The sequence below is a fragment of the Luteibacter sp. genome (assembly GCF_035539195.1).
Lineage (GTDB): Bacteria > Pseudomonadota > Gammaproteobacteria > Xanthomonadales > Rhodanobacteraceae > Luteibacter.
This window is the reverse complement of sequence record NZ_DATLIW010000029.1, coordinates 19,603-35,812: the sequence shown is the minus strand read 5'-3', so window position 1 is coordinate 35,812 and position 16,210 is coordinate 19,603. Positions and strand designations below refer to the sequence as shown.

Genomic DNA, 16,210 nt, shown 5'->3' with positions numbered 1-16,210 from the left:
TACACGGCCGCGGCACGCGGCCCTTCCGACGCGGGTCGCCGCAGACGGGGCCCCGAGGGTGGCACCCGCCGGCTCTTGCGACGCAACGCGAACGCGAGGCCAAAGGCGAGCCCGCCCACCCGAACCGCTAGATCAAAGCGATCGACGCGGCGCCACGATCAGGTCACCAAAGAGCAACCCTGCAACGAGCGAGACCAGCAAGGTGACGCCCAGCAGCCCCGTGTCCATGCTCAGCGACGCATCGCGATCCAGCAGATAGGAGACACTGCGGAAACTCACTGACCCCGGCACCAGCAGGATGATCCCGGGCTCGCGCACCACCGCCCCAGGCTGCTGTGCATAACGCGCATACACGTTGCTCAACGAGCCCAGCAACAGTCCACCGACGAATACGCCGAACGGTGCGCCCGGCAACGAGCCGGAGATACTGCCACCCCACCGCGTGGCGAGATAACCCAGTACCACCGAGCCCATCACCACCAACCAGTCGCGTTTGGCCGCGCGGAACAGGATGGCGAAGGAGAAGGCGCCGAGAATCAGCGACGGCCAGTCCGCCCAGCCTGGCAACGGCGGAAGCGCATAGTTCCGCGGGACGATGCCGACGGCTTCGCACAGCTGGCTCGCGGCCACGGTGCCGAACGTGAGCTTGAGCAGGGTCGCGATCGCACCGCCCATGCGCGCTACGCCGGCGACGAGGTGCTGGCTGGAAATCTCGCGGACGGCGGTAGTCAGGGCCATGCCGGGCAGCAGCACGATCAGGCTTCCCAGGATCACCGACTTCAGGGCCAGCGGCACGACATAGGCGCTGACCACCGTGGCGATGATCGTCGCCACCATGGCGCTGATCGCCTCGCTGGCCGCCGCCAGGCGCGGCCGGCTCCCGGATGCGACCGTGATCAGGCCGATCAGGACGCCGATCACCCCGGCGGTGATCAGGTCGGGCCAGGCGCTGTGCAGCAACAGGGCGACGACGCTGGCTGCGCACAAGCCGTAGCTCGCGATGACGCCGAACTGGGCCAGGAAGGTTTCCGGTGCGCCAAGCTTGCGCAGCAGGTGGAAGCCTTCGCGCAATTCCATTTGTCCGTCGATCACCGCATCCGCGATGCGATCGGCCTCGCACAGACGCGCCAGATTCACGTCGCCTGGCGGTAGGCGCATCACCTGGGTGACCTGGGCCACGCCGTCGTCGCCCTGCCCCAGGTCGGCGAAGGAGACGATGATCGCCGTGGGGCTCGACCACACTTCGGCGGAGAGACCCAGGCGCTGGGCCGATCGCGCGATCGCCGTTTCCAAGCGAGGCGCGGTGGTTCCGTACTGATGCAGACGGCGGGCGAGTTCGGTCAGGAAAGCGATGCGGGTGTTGATCGCCGTGGTGGCGAAGCTCACCGGTACGCTCAGCGGCACGGGCTCAGGCAACGTCCACCGCCTTCACGCGCAGGGTGGTGCCGTCGATGCCGATGACTTCGATCGTCGCGCCGAGGGGAAGATCCGGGCCGACGACCAGCCACATGCCATCGCCCACGCGTGCCTTGCCGCGACCGTTGACGATCGGCTCGCATAAGGAGAAGCGCTGCCCGATGAGTTGGTCGCCCCGACGGTTCAGACGCTCGTTGCCGACCGGCACGATGCGCTCGAGTCGCGGCCGGACGAACTTCCAGTAGACGAAGCAGGAAACGAAGGCCAGCACGCCGAAGACGACCGCCTGGGTGATCGCGCCCATGTCGGGCACGACGAATACGACGCCGCCCATGACGGCCGCGGCGATGCCGATCCACAGCATGAAGTAACCGGGCAAGATGACTTCGCCGCCGATCAGCACCAGCGCGGCGACCCACCAGAAGTAGTGCAGGGCCAGTTCGGTCATGACATCAACGCGGCGGTAGCGGTGCGCGGTCACCGCCGGCGACAGGCGGGGTCGGTGCACGTTGGGCGGTCAGGGAGTCCTTGGCCAGCTCGGCGATGCCGGCGAGCGAGCCGAGGATTCCGGCCGATTCCATCGGCAGCAGGAGCATCTTCTGGTTCGGCGAACGCGCCATTTCCTTCAGCGCGTCGACGTAGTTGTTGGCGACAAAGTAATTCAATGCGTTGACACTGCCGCCGGCGATGGCGTTGGAGACCATGGTGGTCGCCTTCGCTTCGGCCTCGGCCAGGCGCTCGCGTGCCTCGGCCTCGCGGAAGGCGGCTTCCTTCTTGCCCTCGGCGGAGAGAATGGCCGACTGCTTTTCGCCCTCGGCCTTGAGGATGGCGGCCTGGCGATAGCCTTCGGCATCGAGGATGTTGGCGCGCTTCTCGCGCTCGGCTTTCATCTGGCGGGCCATGGCATCGACGAGGTCGCGCGGCGGCGAGATGTCCTTGATCTCGATGCGGGTGACCTTCACACCCCAGGGATGGGTCGCTTCGTCGATCACACCAAGCAGCTTGGCGTTGATCGCGTCACGCTGGCTGAGGCTCTCGTCGAGGTCCATCGAGCCGAGGACCGTGCGGATATTGGTCATGATCAGCGCCAGTGCCGCGCCTTCGAGGTTGGCAACCTCGTAAGCGGCCTTGGCGGCGTCCAGGATCTGGTAGAAGACGACGCCGTCGACGCGCACGACGGCGTTGTCCTTGGTGATGACCTCCTGCGAAGGGACTTCGAGCACCTGCTCCATCATGTTCATCTTGCGCCCGATGGCGTAGACGAACGGAATGAGGAAATGCAGGCCAGGGGTCAGAGTGCCCGTGTATTTACCAAACAGCTCCACCGTCCACTCGTAGCCCTGGGGCACGATGCGGATCAGTTTGGCGAGCACGATCACCACGACGACAACGACAATCAACGCAACGACGCTTCCCATCCCTTGCACTCCCTCATCCGGATATGTTCCGGAGTATAGGCGAAGCGGGTCAGGGGGTTCCGGCAGGGAGGACCAGGGTGACCCGTAGGCCGCCGCCTTCGCGGTTGGCCAGTGCGATGCGGCCACCGTGGGCCTCTGAGATTTCCCGTGCCAGAGCGAGCCCCAGCCCCGTACCCGAGCGCTTGGTCGAATAAAAGGGCAACAGCGCCTGGGCCAGGACGGTTTCACTCATGCCCGGGCCGCGATCGGACACCTCGATCAGGGTTTCGCGCCCGAGCGCGTGCACGGCAAGGGTGACTTCGTTCGACTCGCCACCCGCTTCGTGGGCATTCTTGATCAGATTGATCAGCACCTGCTCGACCTGGGTGGTGTCGAACCAGCCCGGCTGCTCGGGAGCCGTCCCGACAAGGCGGAACGACGCGTGCAGGCCGAGTGCGTCGAGGAATGGCCCCCATGGCACGGCGCGCGCCTGGGGCGTGGGCAGTTTGGCGAAGCTCGCATAGCCGGAGATGAAGGTGTGCAGATGCTTTGCCCGGTCGCCGATCGACGCGAACACGCCAGGCAGGCGCGCAAGGTCGCCGCGGCGGGCGAGCTCCGCGCCCGAGTGCGAGAGCGACGAGATCGGCGCCAGCGAATTGTTGAGCTCATGGCTGATGACGCGGATCACCCGTTTCCAGGTGTGGACTTCCTGGCGAGACAATTCGCGCGTCATGCGCCGATAAAGCTGCAGGCGATGCGGGCGTCCTTGCAGGCGGAACCCACGCTGCGACAAGTGGAAGGTTTCCTCGGAGCCTTCCATCTCGACCGAGAACAGGGCGTCTTCGCCGCTCGCCGCCGCCTCGCGCAGGCTCTCGGGCATCCCGGCAAGCACGGTGGAGAAATCGAGGCCGGCGAGCGAACGACCTTCGTTGAACAAGTGCCGCGCGGCGATGTTCGCGTAGGTGATGTTGTCCGCGGCGTCGGTGAGCACCAGGGCGACCGGCGTGTTCTGCACCACCGTATCCAGCAGCAGCTCGCGCTGGGCCAGGTGCTGTCGCTGATCGCGCAGGGTCTGGCCCAGCGCGTTGTGCATGCGGATCAGGTCGCCCAGCTCGTCGCGCCGGGTGGTCCCTATCGACATGCTGAAATCGCCGTCGCGATAACTGGCCACGGCACTTTCCAGAGCGCGTATCAGGCGCCGAAGCGGTTCGACCAGCGCATGGGCGACCCACACCGAAAGCGGCATCAGCACGAGGAGGCAGATAAGCAGTGCCGTGCCCCCGTCGAAGAATTCGACCGGAACGACATCGGGCAGCTTGCCGGCCTTGGCCGGCGCTTCGCGCATCCACGCCACCAGTTGCGGAAACGGCCAGATCGATACGCCGGCGAAGACCAGCGCACCGACGATCGCCGAACCGGCGACGACCAGGGTCATCCGTCCTTCGAGCGAGAGCGTCTTCATGGCGGGGACGCTAGCAGATCACACCGCCAGTCCGTAACGTTCCATGCGCCGGTACAGCGCCTGTCGCGACAACCCCAGGTTGCTCGCGGCGCGGCTGACGACGCCGCCGGCCGAGGCCAGCGCGGCTTCGACCGACTCCCGGCTGGGCTCGTCGAGGTTGCGGCTGGCGCTGGGCGCGGGCGGCGGCAGGTTCAGGTGACCCGGTTCGATGCGCCCTTCGCTGGCCAGGAGGGCCGCGCGGGCGATCGCGTTCTTCAATTCGCGTACGTTGCCGGGCCAGGGGTGGGCGAGCAGCGCTTCGCGCGCGTCCTCGCTCAGCTCGGCCTGGCCGGCGAGGAAGAACTCGGCCAGCGGCAGGATGTCGTCCGTGCGATCGGCCAGCGCCGGCAGGTTCACGTCGATCACGTTGAGGCGGTAATAGAGATCCTCACGGAACGTGCCCGCGGCGATCATTCCCTTGAGATCGGCATTGGTCGCGCTGAGCACGCGCACCTTAGCCTGCCGCGTGCGCCCCGAACCCAGCCGCTCGAACTGGCCGGTCTCCAGCACGCGCAGCAGCTTCATCTGGCCGGGCAGCGGCAGGTTGCCGATTTCGTCGAGGAACAGCGTGCCGCCATCGGCCATTTCGAAACGGCCTTCCCGCGCCTTGTTGGCGCCGGTGTAGGCACCCGCTTCGGCGCCGAACAGTTCCGCCTCGATCAGTTCACCGGGCAGCGCGCCACAGTTCACTGCGACGAAGGGCCCGCGGCGCACCGCGGAATTGGCATGCACGATCGCGGCGATACGCTCCTTGCCCGAACCGTTGGGGCCCGTGATCAGCACCGGCACGTCGGAGCGCGCGACCTGGCAGGCCAGTTCGATCGTGCGGCTCATGGCTTCGGAGGCGAAGACGAGTCCGTCGAGGTCGTACCGACCTTCCAGCACCTCGCGACGCTTGCGACGCTCGACCCGGGCACGCGTGACTTCGCGGGTGGATTCGGAGAGCTCGAGGAGGTTCTCCACCGTGGCGAGCAGCTTGGTGTCGTCCCAGGGCTTGGCCAGATAATCGGCGGCACCGGCCTTGACCAGCTCCACCGCCGTGTCCAGGTGCGTCCATGCCGTGAGCAGAATCACCGGCAGGTCGGTATGGCGGCCGCGGATCGCCTTGAACAGCGCGACCCCCTCCTCTCCGGAGGTGGTGTCGGCCGTGAAGTTCATATCCTGGATGACGACGTCCACGCGCTCGGTCGCCAGCGTGGCCAGACCGTCCTCGGGCGTCATCGCCACCAGGGGGCGGATATCCCGCAACGAAAGCGCGAGCGAAAGCGCCTCGCCCACGGCGGGGTTGTCGTCGATTATCAATACGCAGCGCATCGGTACCCTTCGCATGCAGCCATGGATGCTTCCCCCGCCGAAAGGGTTGAAACCCCGCCGGCACTTTTTTCCCGTGTAGCCATTCGCATTCTAGCCACGGGTAGCCACGACGGGGGGAACGGATGCGGCACGGAGGGCCGGCGCGAGCACCGCCAGCTGGCCCAGGACCCACAGAACCACGGCGCCCACCGGCAGGTAGACCCGTGGCAGCCGCGGCAGCTCGTACTCCCGCATGAGGAACAGGTTGATGCCATAAGCCAACGCCATGCCGAGTCCGATGCCCATGCTGGCGAGCAGGAAATTCTCAGTCTGGAAGTAGCGAAGCACGTCCACGCGGCGGGCACCAAGGGCGCGACGCACGCCGATCTGGCGTCGACGCTGGCCCACCCAGAAACTCGCCAGGCCAACGATGCCCAGCGCCGTGACCACCAGCAGGATGACGCACACCGCCACCAACAAGCCGGCCATGGCACGATCGCCGGCGAAGTGGTCGTCGCGGATCGCCTTATAAAGTTCCTTCTTGACGATGACGCGTCGCGGGTCGATCTGCTTCAGCTTCTCGACGGCGAGCGCCAGTACCCTGTCGGCCTGCCCCGGCTGGCTGCGAATGATGAAGGAGCCGAGGTTGCCACCCCCCGGTTCGCGCCAAGGCATCAGCGTCGTGAACTCGATCGCGGAGCGGTCGATGCCGCCGCCCGCGCTGGCGAGATGATCCACGACGCCGATCACGCGCATCTCGGTGTTACCGCTGCCGACCCACACCGAGCGACTGAGCGCCGACGCATCGCCGAAGAGGTGTCGGGCCAGGCCCTGCGTGATCATGATGACCGGTGGCGGCTTGACCTTGCCTGTCGCCAGATCATCCAGCCAGACGTATTCGGACGCATCGAAATAACGTCCTGCCACGAGATGCGTTCCCAGCGTCTCGCCAACCCTCTCGCCGTAAAAATTCTTCACGTCGACGGTCGAGGTCTGCTGGTTGGGCGAAAGGTTGAGACCGCTGCCCCAGCTGATATCGCCAAAAGGCACGCTGTTGCTGATCGTGGCCGCCACCACGCCGGGAATCGCTCGCAGCGCCGCGAGGTCGGCCTCCGTGCGGGCATGGCCGTCGCCATGCCTGCCGATGTCGGAGGTAACGATGTGGACCACGTTCGCCTCGTCGATGCCGCTAGGCAGATCGACCATGGCAAGGCGATCGCCAATGAGGAAGACGGCATTGCAGACGATGGCGCAGGTCAGCGCGATCTCGAGCACCACGAGGCTGGCGGTGAGCCGGTGCTTGCGCAAGGCGGAAAGGATAGGACCGACGTCCTTCAACATATCATTGGCTCTTCAGCTGTAGCGCGGGGGTGATGCGGCAGGCGCGCCATGCGGGGAGAACGCCTGCGGCGACCGTCGCGCCGATCGCCATCGCGAAGGTAACCCCGAGCATCGCCAGGTCCAGATGAGCCAGCTTCGCGTAGGGCACGGGCTGCAACCGGACCAGCCACAAACCGAGCCAGGACAAGAGCAAGCCGGCCACCCCACCGACGAGGCCGACCATGCCGGCTTCGGTGAGCAACTGGCTGAACACGCTGATACGCGACGCGCCGAGTGCGCGCCGGACCCCTACCTCACCCGAGCGACGCATGAACTTCGCCAGCATCAGACCCACGGTGTTGACGAGGCAGACCAGGAAGAACGCGAGCGCCAGCCATACCTGCAGGCGCACATCGCTCGGCACGACTTTCTCGTGGTCGAGCCACCCCATGACATCGAGCATGCGCGTCTTCGCGGGTCGCTCGAAGCGACCGATGGCTTTCTGCTCCGCGGCGTAGTGGGCGAGGAAATCGCGATAAGCCGCCACCTTGGTCGGACTGTCCAGCTCCACCCAGAACTGCAGCCATGCGCAGTCGGAGCTCTCCATCGCGCTTTCATCACCCGAGCCCTTTCCCCAACACTGCACGCCACCCGCCCGGCCCAGCAGGAAGTCGCGAGATGTCGACAGCGGAATGAAAACATCGTCCTTGTCCGAAAACTCGCCCACGTTCAGGTCGAAGAAATGCGGAACCGGGCGCCAGGACTTGAGCACGCCGATCACGCGCAGGTCGTGCCCGTCGGCGCGAACCGTGCGACCCGTGCTGTCCTCGCCATGGAACAGCTTGTCGTTCAGATCGCTGCCGATCACGGCCACGCGGGCGTGCGCGTCGTCGTCGGCCGCCGTCCATGCCCTACCGTAACGAAACGGCGTGTCGAACATCGGAAAGAAGTCCGCCGTGGTATAGCGCGCGGATGAGAAGAAGGGATCCGTGCGTGCGTCCGCCGCCTGCATGGCCACCTGGCCGCCGACCATCAGGGCCTGACGATCGGCGCGGCGCGCGTGCAACAGGTTCATGCCATCGACCCAGGTCAGCTGCCTCGGGAATTCCTGGCTCGGGGACGCCTGGTCGGACGCATAGTCCTTCATGTCGCGCGGATCCATCTGCGGATAGAAGATGGACCCGCTGCGCCCCGGCAGCGGATCGCCCGATAGTACGTGAAGCACGGTGAGCGTGGTCATGCATGCCCCGATACCCAAGGCGATCGCGAGGATCATCAGCGCCGTCAGTGCCCTGCTCCGCCTCAGACTGCGCAGCGCGAGTTCCATGTAGTAAACGAACATTCCGCTCTCCGTGGCGCGTCGTCAGACGCTGCGCGTCGCTTCGACCGGCGACACCCGCGACGCCCGCAATGCCGGTGCGAACACCGCCGCCTGACCCAGGGCGAGCAAGGCGACGACGCCGATCGCGACATACGTCAGCGACAGACGCTTCATTTCGAAGTGCGTGAACATCCACTGGCTCAGGCCCACCGCCAGCACCACGCCGACGATGACGCCGACCAGGGCGATCAGGAAGTTTTCGGTCATGAAGTAGCTGAGGATGTCGCTGCGCCGCGCACCGAGTGCACGGCGCACACCGATCTGCTTGCGACGCTGGCCCACCCAGAAGCTCGACAGGCCGACGATGCCTGCCGCCGTGATCGCAAGCAGTACGCCGCAGACCACGCTCATCAGGATGGCCATTCCACGGTCGGCATCGTATGCACGCCGGCGAACTTCCTCGAACTTTCGGATGCCCACCTTCTCCGGAAGCACGCGCATACGATTGGAGGCATACAGCGCCGGCGGGATGGCCTTGAAGACGGCATCCTCCTGGCCCGGCTGCGTGCGGACGAGGAACTGCTGGAAGCTGCTGTTGAAAAGCACCGGCATGATCGTGACGTAATCGCCCTCGACGAAGTCATTCTGGATCCACGGCGTCGTGAGCTTCTCGATGATACCGACGATCGTGGAGGGCTTGCCCTTGGCGAGGTAAATCACCTTGCCCAGCGCGTTTCCATCCGGGAAGACCTTGTCCGCAAGCGCCTTGGTAACGATCACCTGGGCGGTACCCGGCTGCTGTTGGCGCCCCACCGTGACGACTTCGCCCGGACTGAAGTTGCGACCGGCGACCAGACGGACACCGAGTGTCTTCAGTGTGTGCTCGTCGCCGAAGTAGAGCGCGGTAGAGATGCCCTGCTTCTTCGAATCCGGATCGACCTGCACGCCGGTGGACCACCCGCCCTGGCGAAGCGGGTAGGAGTTGGTGACGTAGGCGTCGGCGACGCCGGGAAGCGAGCGCAACGTCTGCAGGTCGGTCTTCATGATCGGCGTGAAGTCTTCCGGCGCGCCGACATAATCGTTCGAGACCGCGATGAGGTTCGTCTCGTCCAGGCCGGTCGTTCGGTTCACCTTGTCGACACGCTCATGCACGATGAACAGGGCATTGCACACGATGGCGAGGGTCAGCGCGATCTGCAGTGCGATCAGGATCGTGCCTGCCTTGTGCCGGCGCAGCGCGGAAAGAATGGGCTTGATCTGCATGATCATGTCCTCAGTTGGATTTCAGCTGCCAGGCCGGCTGGACCTGTGCGGCGCGCCATGTGGGATAGAACGCGGCGATCAGCGAGGCGGCGATCGCGACGACCAGCGTAAGCAGGATCAGTACCGGGTCCAGCTTGGCCAGACGCGCGACAGGCTCGGGGAACACCAGGCCGACACCAAGGATGCCCACTCCCGTGAGGAGGAGTCCGAGAACGCCGCCAGCGACACCGATCGTGCCCGCCTCGATCAGGAACTGCGCGTAGATGTCCTTGCGCGAGGCACCGAGCGCGCGGCGTACGCCGATCTCCGGAGCACGGCGCATGAACTTCGCAAGCAGCAGGCCGATCGTGTTGACCAGGCAGATCACCAGGAAGCCAAGCGAGACGATGAGCGAGACCTGCGATTCCTTCGGCACCACGTGCTGCACATCCAGCCATGTCATCACGTCACGCACCTTGGTGTTCGGTGCCCAGGCGAAACGGCCCGCACGTTGCTGGTCGGCGGCGTAGCCCTGGATGTACTGGCGGTAGGTTTCCGCTTCCGCCTTGGTCGGCAGTTCGCTCCACAGCGACAGCCAGATGCATTCCGAGCGCAGGTAGTTGTCCCAGCCCTCGCCCGGCTCCGCGATGCAGCTGTTGTTGCCTGCATTCGGAAGCTTGAGGTCCACCGCCCGATTGAAGGGAACGTACACCTTGGCGCCTTCATCGAAGCCGCCGGTATTGGGCACGTCGAAGAACAGGGGTTGCGGTGCCCAGTCGTCGATCACGCCGGTGATGCGATACAGATGGCCATCCAGGTTCAGTTGCTTGCCGACGCTCTGTCCACCGTCGAACAGTTTGTCGTTGAGCGACTTGGTGATGACCACGACGCTGGCGTGCTTCTCGTCGTCCTCGAGCGTCCAGCCCGTGCCTTGCAGGAAGGGCACGTCGAACATCGGGAAGAAGTCGGCGCCGGTGGCGTACGCGCCTTCGCGTATCGGCAGGCGGCCCGCATTGTCGGGAATCACCGAGACGCCGATCGGATACGTGACGGTCTGGCGCTTGGCCTTATGCGCACGCAACAGGGCGGTCGCATCCTTGTAGCTGAGCGCCTGCGGCGGTTCGCCCTTCTCGACCTTGTCGGGACCCCAATTGTCCAGCTGGGTGTTGTACAGCTGGCTCGACTTCTGCGGAATGGGATCGCGAGACGTGGCGCGGAACACCGAGTACGTCGTCATCGACGCGGCGACGCCGAAACCGATGGCCATCACCATCAAGCCGGTGAGTACCGGGTTACGACGCAGGCTGCGCAAGCCAAGCTGTAGGTAGTAACTGAACATGGATGTCCCCGGAACGTTGGGCGGACGGATCAGGAAAGGGCGACGTTCGGCTGCGTGTGGAAGCGCGGCTCTTCGGACAGATCCACCACCTGGCCGTCGATCACGTGCACGTTGCGCTGGGCGCGCGCGGCAAGCTCGGGATCGTGGGTCACCATGACGATGGTCGCGCCTTCGCGGTGGATCTCCTCGAGCAGTTCCATCACGCCGCGGGCCATCTGCGTGTCGAGGTTACCGGTCGGCTCATCCGCCAGGAGCAGGCGCGGCGAACCGGCCAGGGCACGCGCGATAGCGACGCGCTGCTGCTGGCCGCCGGAAAGTTCGGCCGGATAGTGCTTGGCGCGCGAGGCCAGGCCGACCCGCTCCAGGGCGTCCATGATCCGCTGCTTGCGCTCGGCCGCCTTCATGCCGCGATAGCGCAGCGGAACTTCGACGTTGTCGAACACGTTGAGATCGGGAATCAGGTTGAAGGCCTGGAAGATGAAGCCGATCTTCTCGTTGCGGATGCGCGAGCGGGCGTTGTCGTCGAGCTGGCTCACTTCGACACCGTCGAGGTGGTACTGGCCGCCGGTGAAGGTTTCCAGCAGACCGGCAATGGTGAGGAAGGTGGTCTTGCCCGAACCCGAAGGACCGGTGACGGCGACGAACTCGCCCTCCTTCACGTCGATGTTGAAATCGCGCAGCGCATAGGTCTCGACGACTTCCGTGCGGTAGACCTTGGCGAGATGGGTCATCTTGAGCATGGCGGTTCCTTCGTTGGTAAGGGAATGAGGTTGGATCAGCGGCTGATGGCGACGTGTTTCGCGTCACCGAAGGTGTCGGCACCGGAGATGACGATCTTGTCGCCTTCTTTCAGGCCGCTCAGGATTTCGACCTTGTCGATGCTGCTCGCGCCGACGCGGATATCGCGACGATCGGCCATGCCGTCGGCAACGACGAAGGCATAGCGGCCCGCGCTTTCGTCGACGAAGGAGCCGCGCTGCACGGTGAGCACGTTGTCGCGCTTGTCCAGAAGCACGCGCACCGAGAGACGCTGGCTCTGGCGGAGCTGGCTGGGCGTGGCGCCGTCGAAGCGCAGACGCGCAGCGACTTCACCGTTGACCACTTCGGGCGAAATCGCGCTCACCTTGCCGTTCCAGACTTTGCCGTTGCCGCTGATTTCACCGGGCATGCCGATGGCGAGGTCGCGTGCGAAGCTCTCCGGCACCTTCATTTCAACCTGCAAGGCGGAAAGGTCGATGACGCTGAGCAGCTGCGCATCCTTCGCGACCGTGGCGCGCTCGGCGATGAACGCCTGGCCCACTTGGCCGTCGACCGGGGACTTCACATTGAGCTCGTCCACCTGACGCTCCAGATCCTGCACGAGCAGCACCTGGCGGTCGTAGGCGAGCTTCTTCGCCTGGATGTCGAAGGTCAGGCTGCCGTTATCCGTGGCGAGGTCTGACTGGGCGTGCTTCACGGTCACATCCGCCTTGTCCAGCGTGGACTTGGCCTTGTCGACGTCCGCAACGGGAACGGCGCCCTTGGCGAACGCGCCTTCATAGCGTTTGAGGTCGCGCTGGCCGGCGGTCTGGTCGATCACCGCGTTGTCGTAGGCCTTCTGCAGTTCCGAACGCTTTTTCGTCGCGTCGATCTGCGCGCGAAGGAATTCCACCTTCGCGGCATCGGCTGCCGAGCGTTCCTGGGCCAGCTTGGCGGCGAGGTCGGGGCTGGTGATCACGGCCAGCACCTGATCCTTCTTCACTACGTCGCCCGGATGCACGGTAAGCACCACCGCACCGGCGGAGGTGGCATACAGCGTCGGACTCACCGCGGCCACGACCTTGCCTTCGGCGGCGATGTCGCGGACGAAGGGTCCGCGCGTCACCGTGGCGAAGCTGAGGCGGGAGGCGCTCACCGAACTGTCGGCCGAGAACATCGTGGCGACGTGGGGGACCGCAAAGCCGAGCGCGACGGCCACGGCAATGCCTGCGCCGATGAAGATCAGCTTGCGGTTACGGTTGGAACCGACTTCGACGAGGCGGTCCGTGGCGGAGGTATCGCGGATCATGCTGGCTTCCCTGGATTCACTTGGAGGGAAGAGAGCAAGCGGCGTGCCAAGCCGATACATCGATTTAAAACAGTGAGTTACCGTGATTCCACGGCATCGACGCCGTGTCCGCGGACAAACTGTCCGGACACTGGAGCGACCGGACAGACAGCTCCCTCAGACGGTGATGCCTACCGATTCGGAGACGGCGATGTCGCGTGCCACGCCGCGCCCAAGCGACGAGATCAGCACGTCGCGAGCGCCGAGGACAGTGAAACCGACCAGGCGCCGCCGCGTGAACGAAAGCACGCGGGCCCGCGAAGCGCGCAGCCATTCGCGGTCGGGTCGATGCCACGCCGGTGCGTCGACCGGCGCGGCGTCCACGAACAGACCATCCCAGGCGAGATAGTCGGTGTCCGGCAGCAGATAGATCCGGGCCAGCGCTTCGCCCTGCCCGCCCACGCAGTCGATCCACTCGCGCGGACCTTCCGCGGTGATCGCACAGGTGAGACCGACGTAATGCGACGCCAATAGCGGCGCGAGGTCCGCCGACTCGACCAGGCATGCGGACGAGGCGCCATCCTGCGGTGGCCCGGCGGCGGATCGCGGAGCAAGGTACAACACACCCCCAAGCTGGCCGAGACCGTCCGCCAGCGTCCTTGGGGTGATCGCCAACCAACGTGTGGTGGGGGTGGACCGGGCACGCGAGTGCATGCCGAACGAGGCTAACCAGCCGAACATGGCGCGTCTCCCGGGTGACTGCCGGAATGGGATGCCTGGCTGGGCGGTCTGGGGAGACCCCGCGTGGCTTGGCGTCGGGGAGTAGTGCTTTTACTTGGTGAGGATGAGCTTGTCGTTGCGCGTGAGACGCAAGTGGTACTCGTTGCCCTGATGCTCGATGACGAGCTCCCGCGAGCCGTCGAGCAGACGCGTGCTCTCGATACGGCGCGCGACTGTGGGGGCGGCCCGCAGCGGGACGACCTTGTCGCGGCCGCCGTTATCGGTCAGGGGAAGCGTTCTCATCAACATGGCCGAGCTCCGGTAAAGGGTTCGGCTCTGATGATAACGATTCTCATTTACACGTCAAGGGGGTAATGCGCTGATCTCAATCCCAGTACGTCGCCGGGCGCGAGACTGTCTGGCAGGGCACCACCGCTGACCTGAGAACGATCCGATAGTCACGGTTTCTCATTTCCTGCGGCCTCCTGCATTCGTTGCTTCCTCCACGCATCCACCAGCGGCTGGTTGGCTTCCCTTTGGCGTTCGTAGAACGCCTCGAGTTTCGCCAGAGTCGTATCGTCAGAACAGCGACTGGAATCGAACAGCGGAAACTCGTTCGCGAACACAACGCGACGTCCGGGCTCCGCCGTGTCTCCCCAATAGACAAGGTTGGCGGGGGGCACGGGGTCGAATACCACGGTTTCTCCGAGAACCTCACCGGTACTTATTTCGTAGGCGCGCTTAAAGATGGCGTCTCCCCATGGTCTGCCGAGACTGTTACGAATCATCGGATCAGGATCCGGGCTTCGGTGAAACTTCGACGACAGAATCCAGAACGGCTCATACGTATCGATACGGAAGCAGCCGTCGGGACTCACCTCCGAAGAATCGTAGGTTGCATAGGCACGCTCCCACCAGTCGGAGGCCTGGTAGAGGGCGAACCCGGTGACGACGACTAGCGTGGCAACAATGGCCTTCATCGCCATCATGTCAGCTGAACGGGAACCGGCGGGACGCCGGCCCCACCAGGCGACGTGAGGCCGGTCCTGCAATCATCGCTTCTCATCTTCTGCTGCCTCCTGCATTCGTTGCTTCCTCCACGTATCCACCACCGGCTGGTTGGCCTCTCTTTGGCGTTCGTAGAACGCCTCGAGTTTCGCCAGAGTTGCATCATCAGAGCAGCGATTGGAGTCGAAGAGCGGAAAGCCGTTGGCGACGACGACACGTCTCCCGGGCTTCGATCCCCGACCCCAATCGATGATTTCAGGCGGCCCGACAGGGTCGAAAATGACCGTCTCGCCGAGTAACTCACCGGTGCCTATTTGATAGGCACGCTTAAAGATGGCGTCTCCCCATGGTCGACCGAGATGGTTACGAATCGTCGGGTCTGGATCCGGGCTTCGATGGAACATCGATGGGAGAATCCAGAACGGCTCGTATGTATCGATACGGAAGCAGCCGTCAGGACTGATCTCCGAAGAATCGTACGCCGCATAGGCGCGCTCCCACCAGTTGGAGGCCTGGTAGAGGGCGAACCCGGTGACAACGACTAGCGTGGCAAGAACGGCCTTCATCGCCATCACGTCAGCTGGAGCAGCAGGTTCGCCGGTTCCCAGTGGACATCGGAGTAAATAACGAAATCGCCGCCGAATCCGGTCACGCATCGGTAGGTATCGAAATCATGATTGAACACGTTGCCGATCGGCTCGCCGCCCCAGCGAAACGCCATCCCGTCCAGTGCCGTATTCATGACCATCTGCGCCTTACTGAGCACGCCGTTCTTCGTCCACGTTCCGAGGTACTGAAAATCGTTGAAGTCGTAAGTGTCGCGAATGTAGAACCCGGCGTGACTGACCTGAAGCGACAGCCTTCCGGTTCCTGCATCGCGCCTCGCTTCACCGATAAGCGCAACCTTCACCGTAGCCATGCCCAAGCTTCCGTAGAGGTCATCCATCGTATCCCACTCGTCACCAAATGCTTCGAAATTCGATTGGCAGGTCCTGTCCAGCTGGATGGCGCTATCCTTCAGACTACCGAACGGCATACGGCCATTCGCGCCCCAAGGCAGCGATGCCACGCGCTCAGCCAACCATCCTCTCGCCGGGCCGTTAGCCATTTTTGCGTGCAAGGCACTCGTCGCGATGCGTACGCGTGAATTCGCCATAGCCCAACTCATTCGAACGATCTGTTGGTCCAGATGCCCTGAAGACAGGCCCCGAGGATCGGGCGTGTCCTTGCCTTTCCACTCACTCGGAAGCACCGAAGCGGGCGAGTGAATCCAGCGCTCCATCAGCGCAGCAGATACACCCCAGCCCATCTGGCGCATTGCGCCGGGAATAGCTTCGATCCTTCCCTTGATATCGGTGGCACGCTCGCACGATGACTTCCCATGCATGGTGATGCTCCTTGTTCGACTACGAATGCTCTCACCATTCCGCGTGACCGGTCGGGCGAGATCCGGCGCGGATAGTAGTCGGACGACATCGGTTTCGAAAGCACGTAAATGTCGCGCATTCATGTATCGACGGGATGCCATTCATGCACGCTGGCTGAGTGGATGAACGGACGTCGTACGAGAAAAATCGGCATCCGTTCTTCTCATGTTTTCGCGAGCGAAAACCTATAGAAAGCCACC

The 16,210-nt window shown here is 64.4% G+C and carries 16 protein-coding genes; all 16 read right to left on the bottom strand.

What is annotated here, in order from left to right; all coding sequences use genetic code 11:
• Positions 1–132: 132 nt before the first annotated feature.
• Positions 133–1,416 carry a threonine/serine ThrE exporter family protein gene (locus tag VM621_RS09255; protein WP_325468681.1) on the bottom strand — a complete coding sequence of 428 codons (1,284 nt, stop codon included), beginning with the start codon at positions 1,414–1,416 and terminating at the stop codon, positions 133–135.
• On the bottom strand, positions 1,409–1,864 hold the full coding sequence (locus VM621_RS09250) for an NfeD family protein (RefSeq protein WP_325468680.1): 456 nt from the start codon (positions 1,862–1,864) through the stop codon (positions 1,409–1,411). The genes VM621_RS09255 and VM621_RS09250 overlap by 8 nt, the downstream gene beginning before the upstream one ends.
• 4 nt (positions 1,865–1,868) lie before the next feature.
• Positions 1,869–2,834, bottom strand: a complete 966-nt coding sequence (locus tag VM621_RS09245) for an SPFH domain-containing protein (RefSeq protein ID WP_325468679.1) — start codon at positions 2,832–2,834, stop codon at positions 1,869–1,871.
• A 49-nt stretch (positions 2,835–2,883) separates the two neighbouring features.
• Positions 2,884–4,275 (bottom strand): sensor histidine kinase, encoded by a 1,392-nt coding sequence (locus VM621_RS09240; RefSeq protein WP_325468678.1) that lies wholly within the window; start codon positions 4,273–4,275, stop codon positions 2,884–2,886.
• A gap of 18 nt (positions 4,276–4,293) precedes the next feature.
• Positions 4,294–5,628 (bottom strand): sigma-54 dependent transcriptional regulator, encoded by a 1,335-nt coding sequence (locus VM621_RS09235; protein ID WP_325468677.1) that lies wholly within the window; start codon positions 5,626–5,628, stop codon positions 4,294–4,296.
• Positions 5,629–5,718: 90 nt separating this feature from the next.
• Complete coding sequence (locus VM621_RS09230; RefSeq protein WP_325468676.1) at positions 5,719–6,948, bottom strand: ABC transporter permease; 1,230 nt, start codon at positions 6,946–6,948, stop codon at positions 5,719–5,721.
• 1 nt (position 6,949) lies between these two features.
• On the bottom strand, positions 6,950–8,269 hold the full coding sequence (locus tag VM621_RS09225) for an ABC transporter permease (protein WP_325468675.1): 1,320 nt from the start codon (positions 8,267–8,269) through the stop codon (positions 6,950–6,952).
• Positions 8,270–8,290: 21 nt separating this feature from the next.
• Positions 8,291–9,511 (bottom strand): ABC transporter permease, encoded by a 1,221-nt coding sequence (locus VM621_RS09220; protein WP_325468674.1) that lies wholly within the window; start codon positions 9,509–9,511, stop codon positions 8,291–8,293.
• Positions 9,512–9,521: 10 nt separating this feature from the next.
• On the bottom strand, positions 9,522–10,829 hold the full coding sequence (locus VM621_RS09215; RefSeq protein WP_325468673.1) for an ABC transporter permease: 1,308 nt from the start codon (positions 10,827–10,829) through the stop codon (positions 9,522–9,524).
• Positions 10,830–10,858: 29 nt separating this feature from the next.
• Positions 10,859–11,569 (bottom strand): ABC transporter ATP-binding protein, encoded by a 711-nt coding sequence (locus VM621_RS09210; protein ID WP_325468672.1) that lies wholly within the window; start codon positions 11,567–11,569, stop codon positions 10,859–10,861.
• Positions 11,570–11,604: 35 nt separating this feature from the next.
• Positions 11,605–12,876: an efflux RND transporter periplasmic adaptor subunit gene (locus tag VM621_RS09205; protein WP_325468671.1), complete on the bottom strand. Its 1,272-nt coding sequence runs from the start codon at positions 12,874–12,876 to the stop codon at positions 11,605–11,607.
• A gap of 156 nt (positions 12,877–13,032) precedes the next feature.
• On the bottom strand, positions 13,033–13,596 hold the full coding sequence (locus VM621_RS09200; RefSeq protein ID WP_325468670.1) for a hypothetical protein: 564 nt from the start codon (positions 13,594–13,596) through the stop codon (positions 13,033–13,035).
• Between the two features lie 90 nt (positions 13,597–13,686).
• Positions 13,687–13,884: a hemin uptake protein HemP gene (gene hemP, locus VM621_RS09195; RefSeq protein ID WP_325468669.1), complete on the bottom strand. Its 198-nt coding sequence runs from the start codon at positions 13,882–13,884 to the stop codon at positions 13,687–13,689.
• Positions 13,885–14,033: 149 nt separating this feature from the next.
• Positions 14,034–14,564, bottom strand: coding sequence for a hypothetical protein (locus VM621_RS09190; protein WP_325468668.1), 531 nt, complete (start codon positions 14,562–14,564; stop codon positions 14,034–14,036).
• 63 nt (positions 14,565–14,627) lie between these two features.
• Positions 14,628–15,149, bottom strand: coding sequence for a hypothetical protein (locus VM621_RS09185; RefSeq protein ID WP_325468667.1), 522 nt, complete (start codon positions 15,147–15,149; stop codon positions 14,628–14,630).
• Positions 15,150–15,154: 5 nt separating this feature from the next.
• A complete protein-coding gene (locus VM621_RS09180) occupies positions 15,155–15,970 on the bottom strand; it encodes a DUF6402 family protein (protein WP_325468666.1) in 816 nt (271 codons plus the stop codon).
• Positions 15,971–16,210 lie beyond the last annotated feature (240 nt).

Excerpts from the sequence above, each read along its gene's own strand:
- VM621_RS09250 (WP_325468680.1), bottom strand. The coding sequence starts at position 1,864 with ATGACCGAACTGGCCCTGCACTACTTCTGGTGGGTCGCCGCGCTGGTG.
- VM621_RS09245 (WP_325468679.1), bottom strand. The coding sequence starts at position 2,834 with ATGGGAAGCGTCGTTGCGTTGATTGTCGTTGTCGTCGTGGTGATCGTG.
- VM621_RS09240 (WP_325468678.1), bottom strand. The coding sequence starts at position 4,275 with ATGAAGACGCTCTCGCTCGAAGGACGGATGACCCTGGTCGTCGCCGGT.
- VM621_RS09235 (WP_325468677.1), bottom strand. The coding sequence starts at position 5,628 with ATGCGCTGCGTATTGATAATCGACGACAACCCCGCCGTGGGCGAGGCG.
- VM621_RS09230 (WP_325468676.1), bottom strand. The coding sequence starts at position 6,948 with ATGTTGAAGGACGTCGGTCCTATCCTTTCCGCCTTGCGCAAGCACCGG.
- VM621_RS09225 (WP_325468675.1), bottom strand. The coding sequence starts at position 8,269 with ATGTTCGTTTACTACATGGAACTCGCGCTGCGCAGTCTGAGGCGGAGC.
- VM621_RS09220 (WP_325468674.1), bottom strand. The coding sequence starts at position 9,511 with ATGCAGATCAAGCCCATTCTTTCCGCGCTGCGCCGGCACAAGGCAGGC.
- VM621_RS09215 (WP_325468673.1), bottom strand. The coding sequence starts at position 10,829 with ATGTTCAGTTACTACCTACAGCTTGGCTTGCGCAGCCTGCGTCGTAAC.
- VM621_RS09210 (WP_325468672.1), bottom strand. The coding sequence starts at position 11,569 with ATGCTCAAGATGACCCATCTCGCCAAGGTCTACCGCACGGAAGTCGTC.
- VM621_RS09205 (WP_325468671.1), bottom strand. The coding sequence starts at position 12,876 with ATGATCCGCGATACCTCCGCCACGGACCGCCTCGTCGAAGTCGGTTCC.
- VM621_RS09200 (WP_325468670.1), bottom strand. The coding sequence starts at position 13,596 with ATGTTCGGCTGGTTAGCCTCGTTCGGCATGCACTCGCGTGCCCGGTCC.
- hemP (WP_325468669.1), bottom strand. The coding sequence starts at position 13,884 with ATGTTGATGAGAACGCTTCCCCTGACCGATAACGGCGGCCGCGACAAG.
- VM621_RS09190 (WP_325468668.1), bottom strand. The coding sequence starts at position 14,564 with ATGATGGCGATGAAGGCCATTGTTGCCACGCTAGTCGTCGTCACCGGG.
- VM621_RS09185 (WP_325468667.1), bottom strand. The coding sequence starts at position 15,149 with ATGAAGGCCGTTCTTGCCACGCTAGTCGTTGTCACCGGGTTCGCCCTC.
- VM621_RS09180 (WP_325468666.1), bottom strand. The coding sequence starts at position 15,970 with ATGCATGGGAAGTCATCGTGCGAGCGTGCCACCGATATCAAGGGAAGG.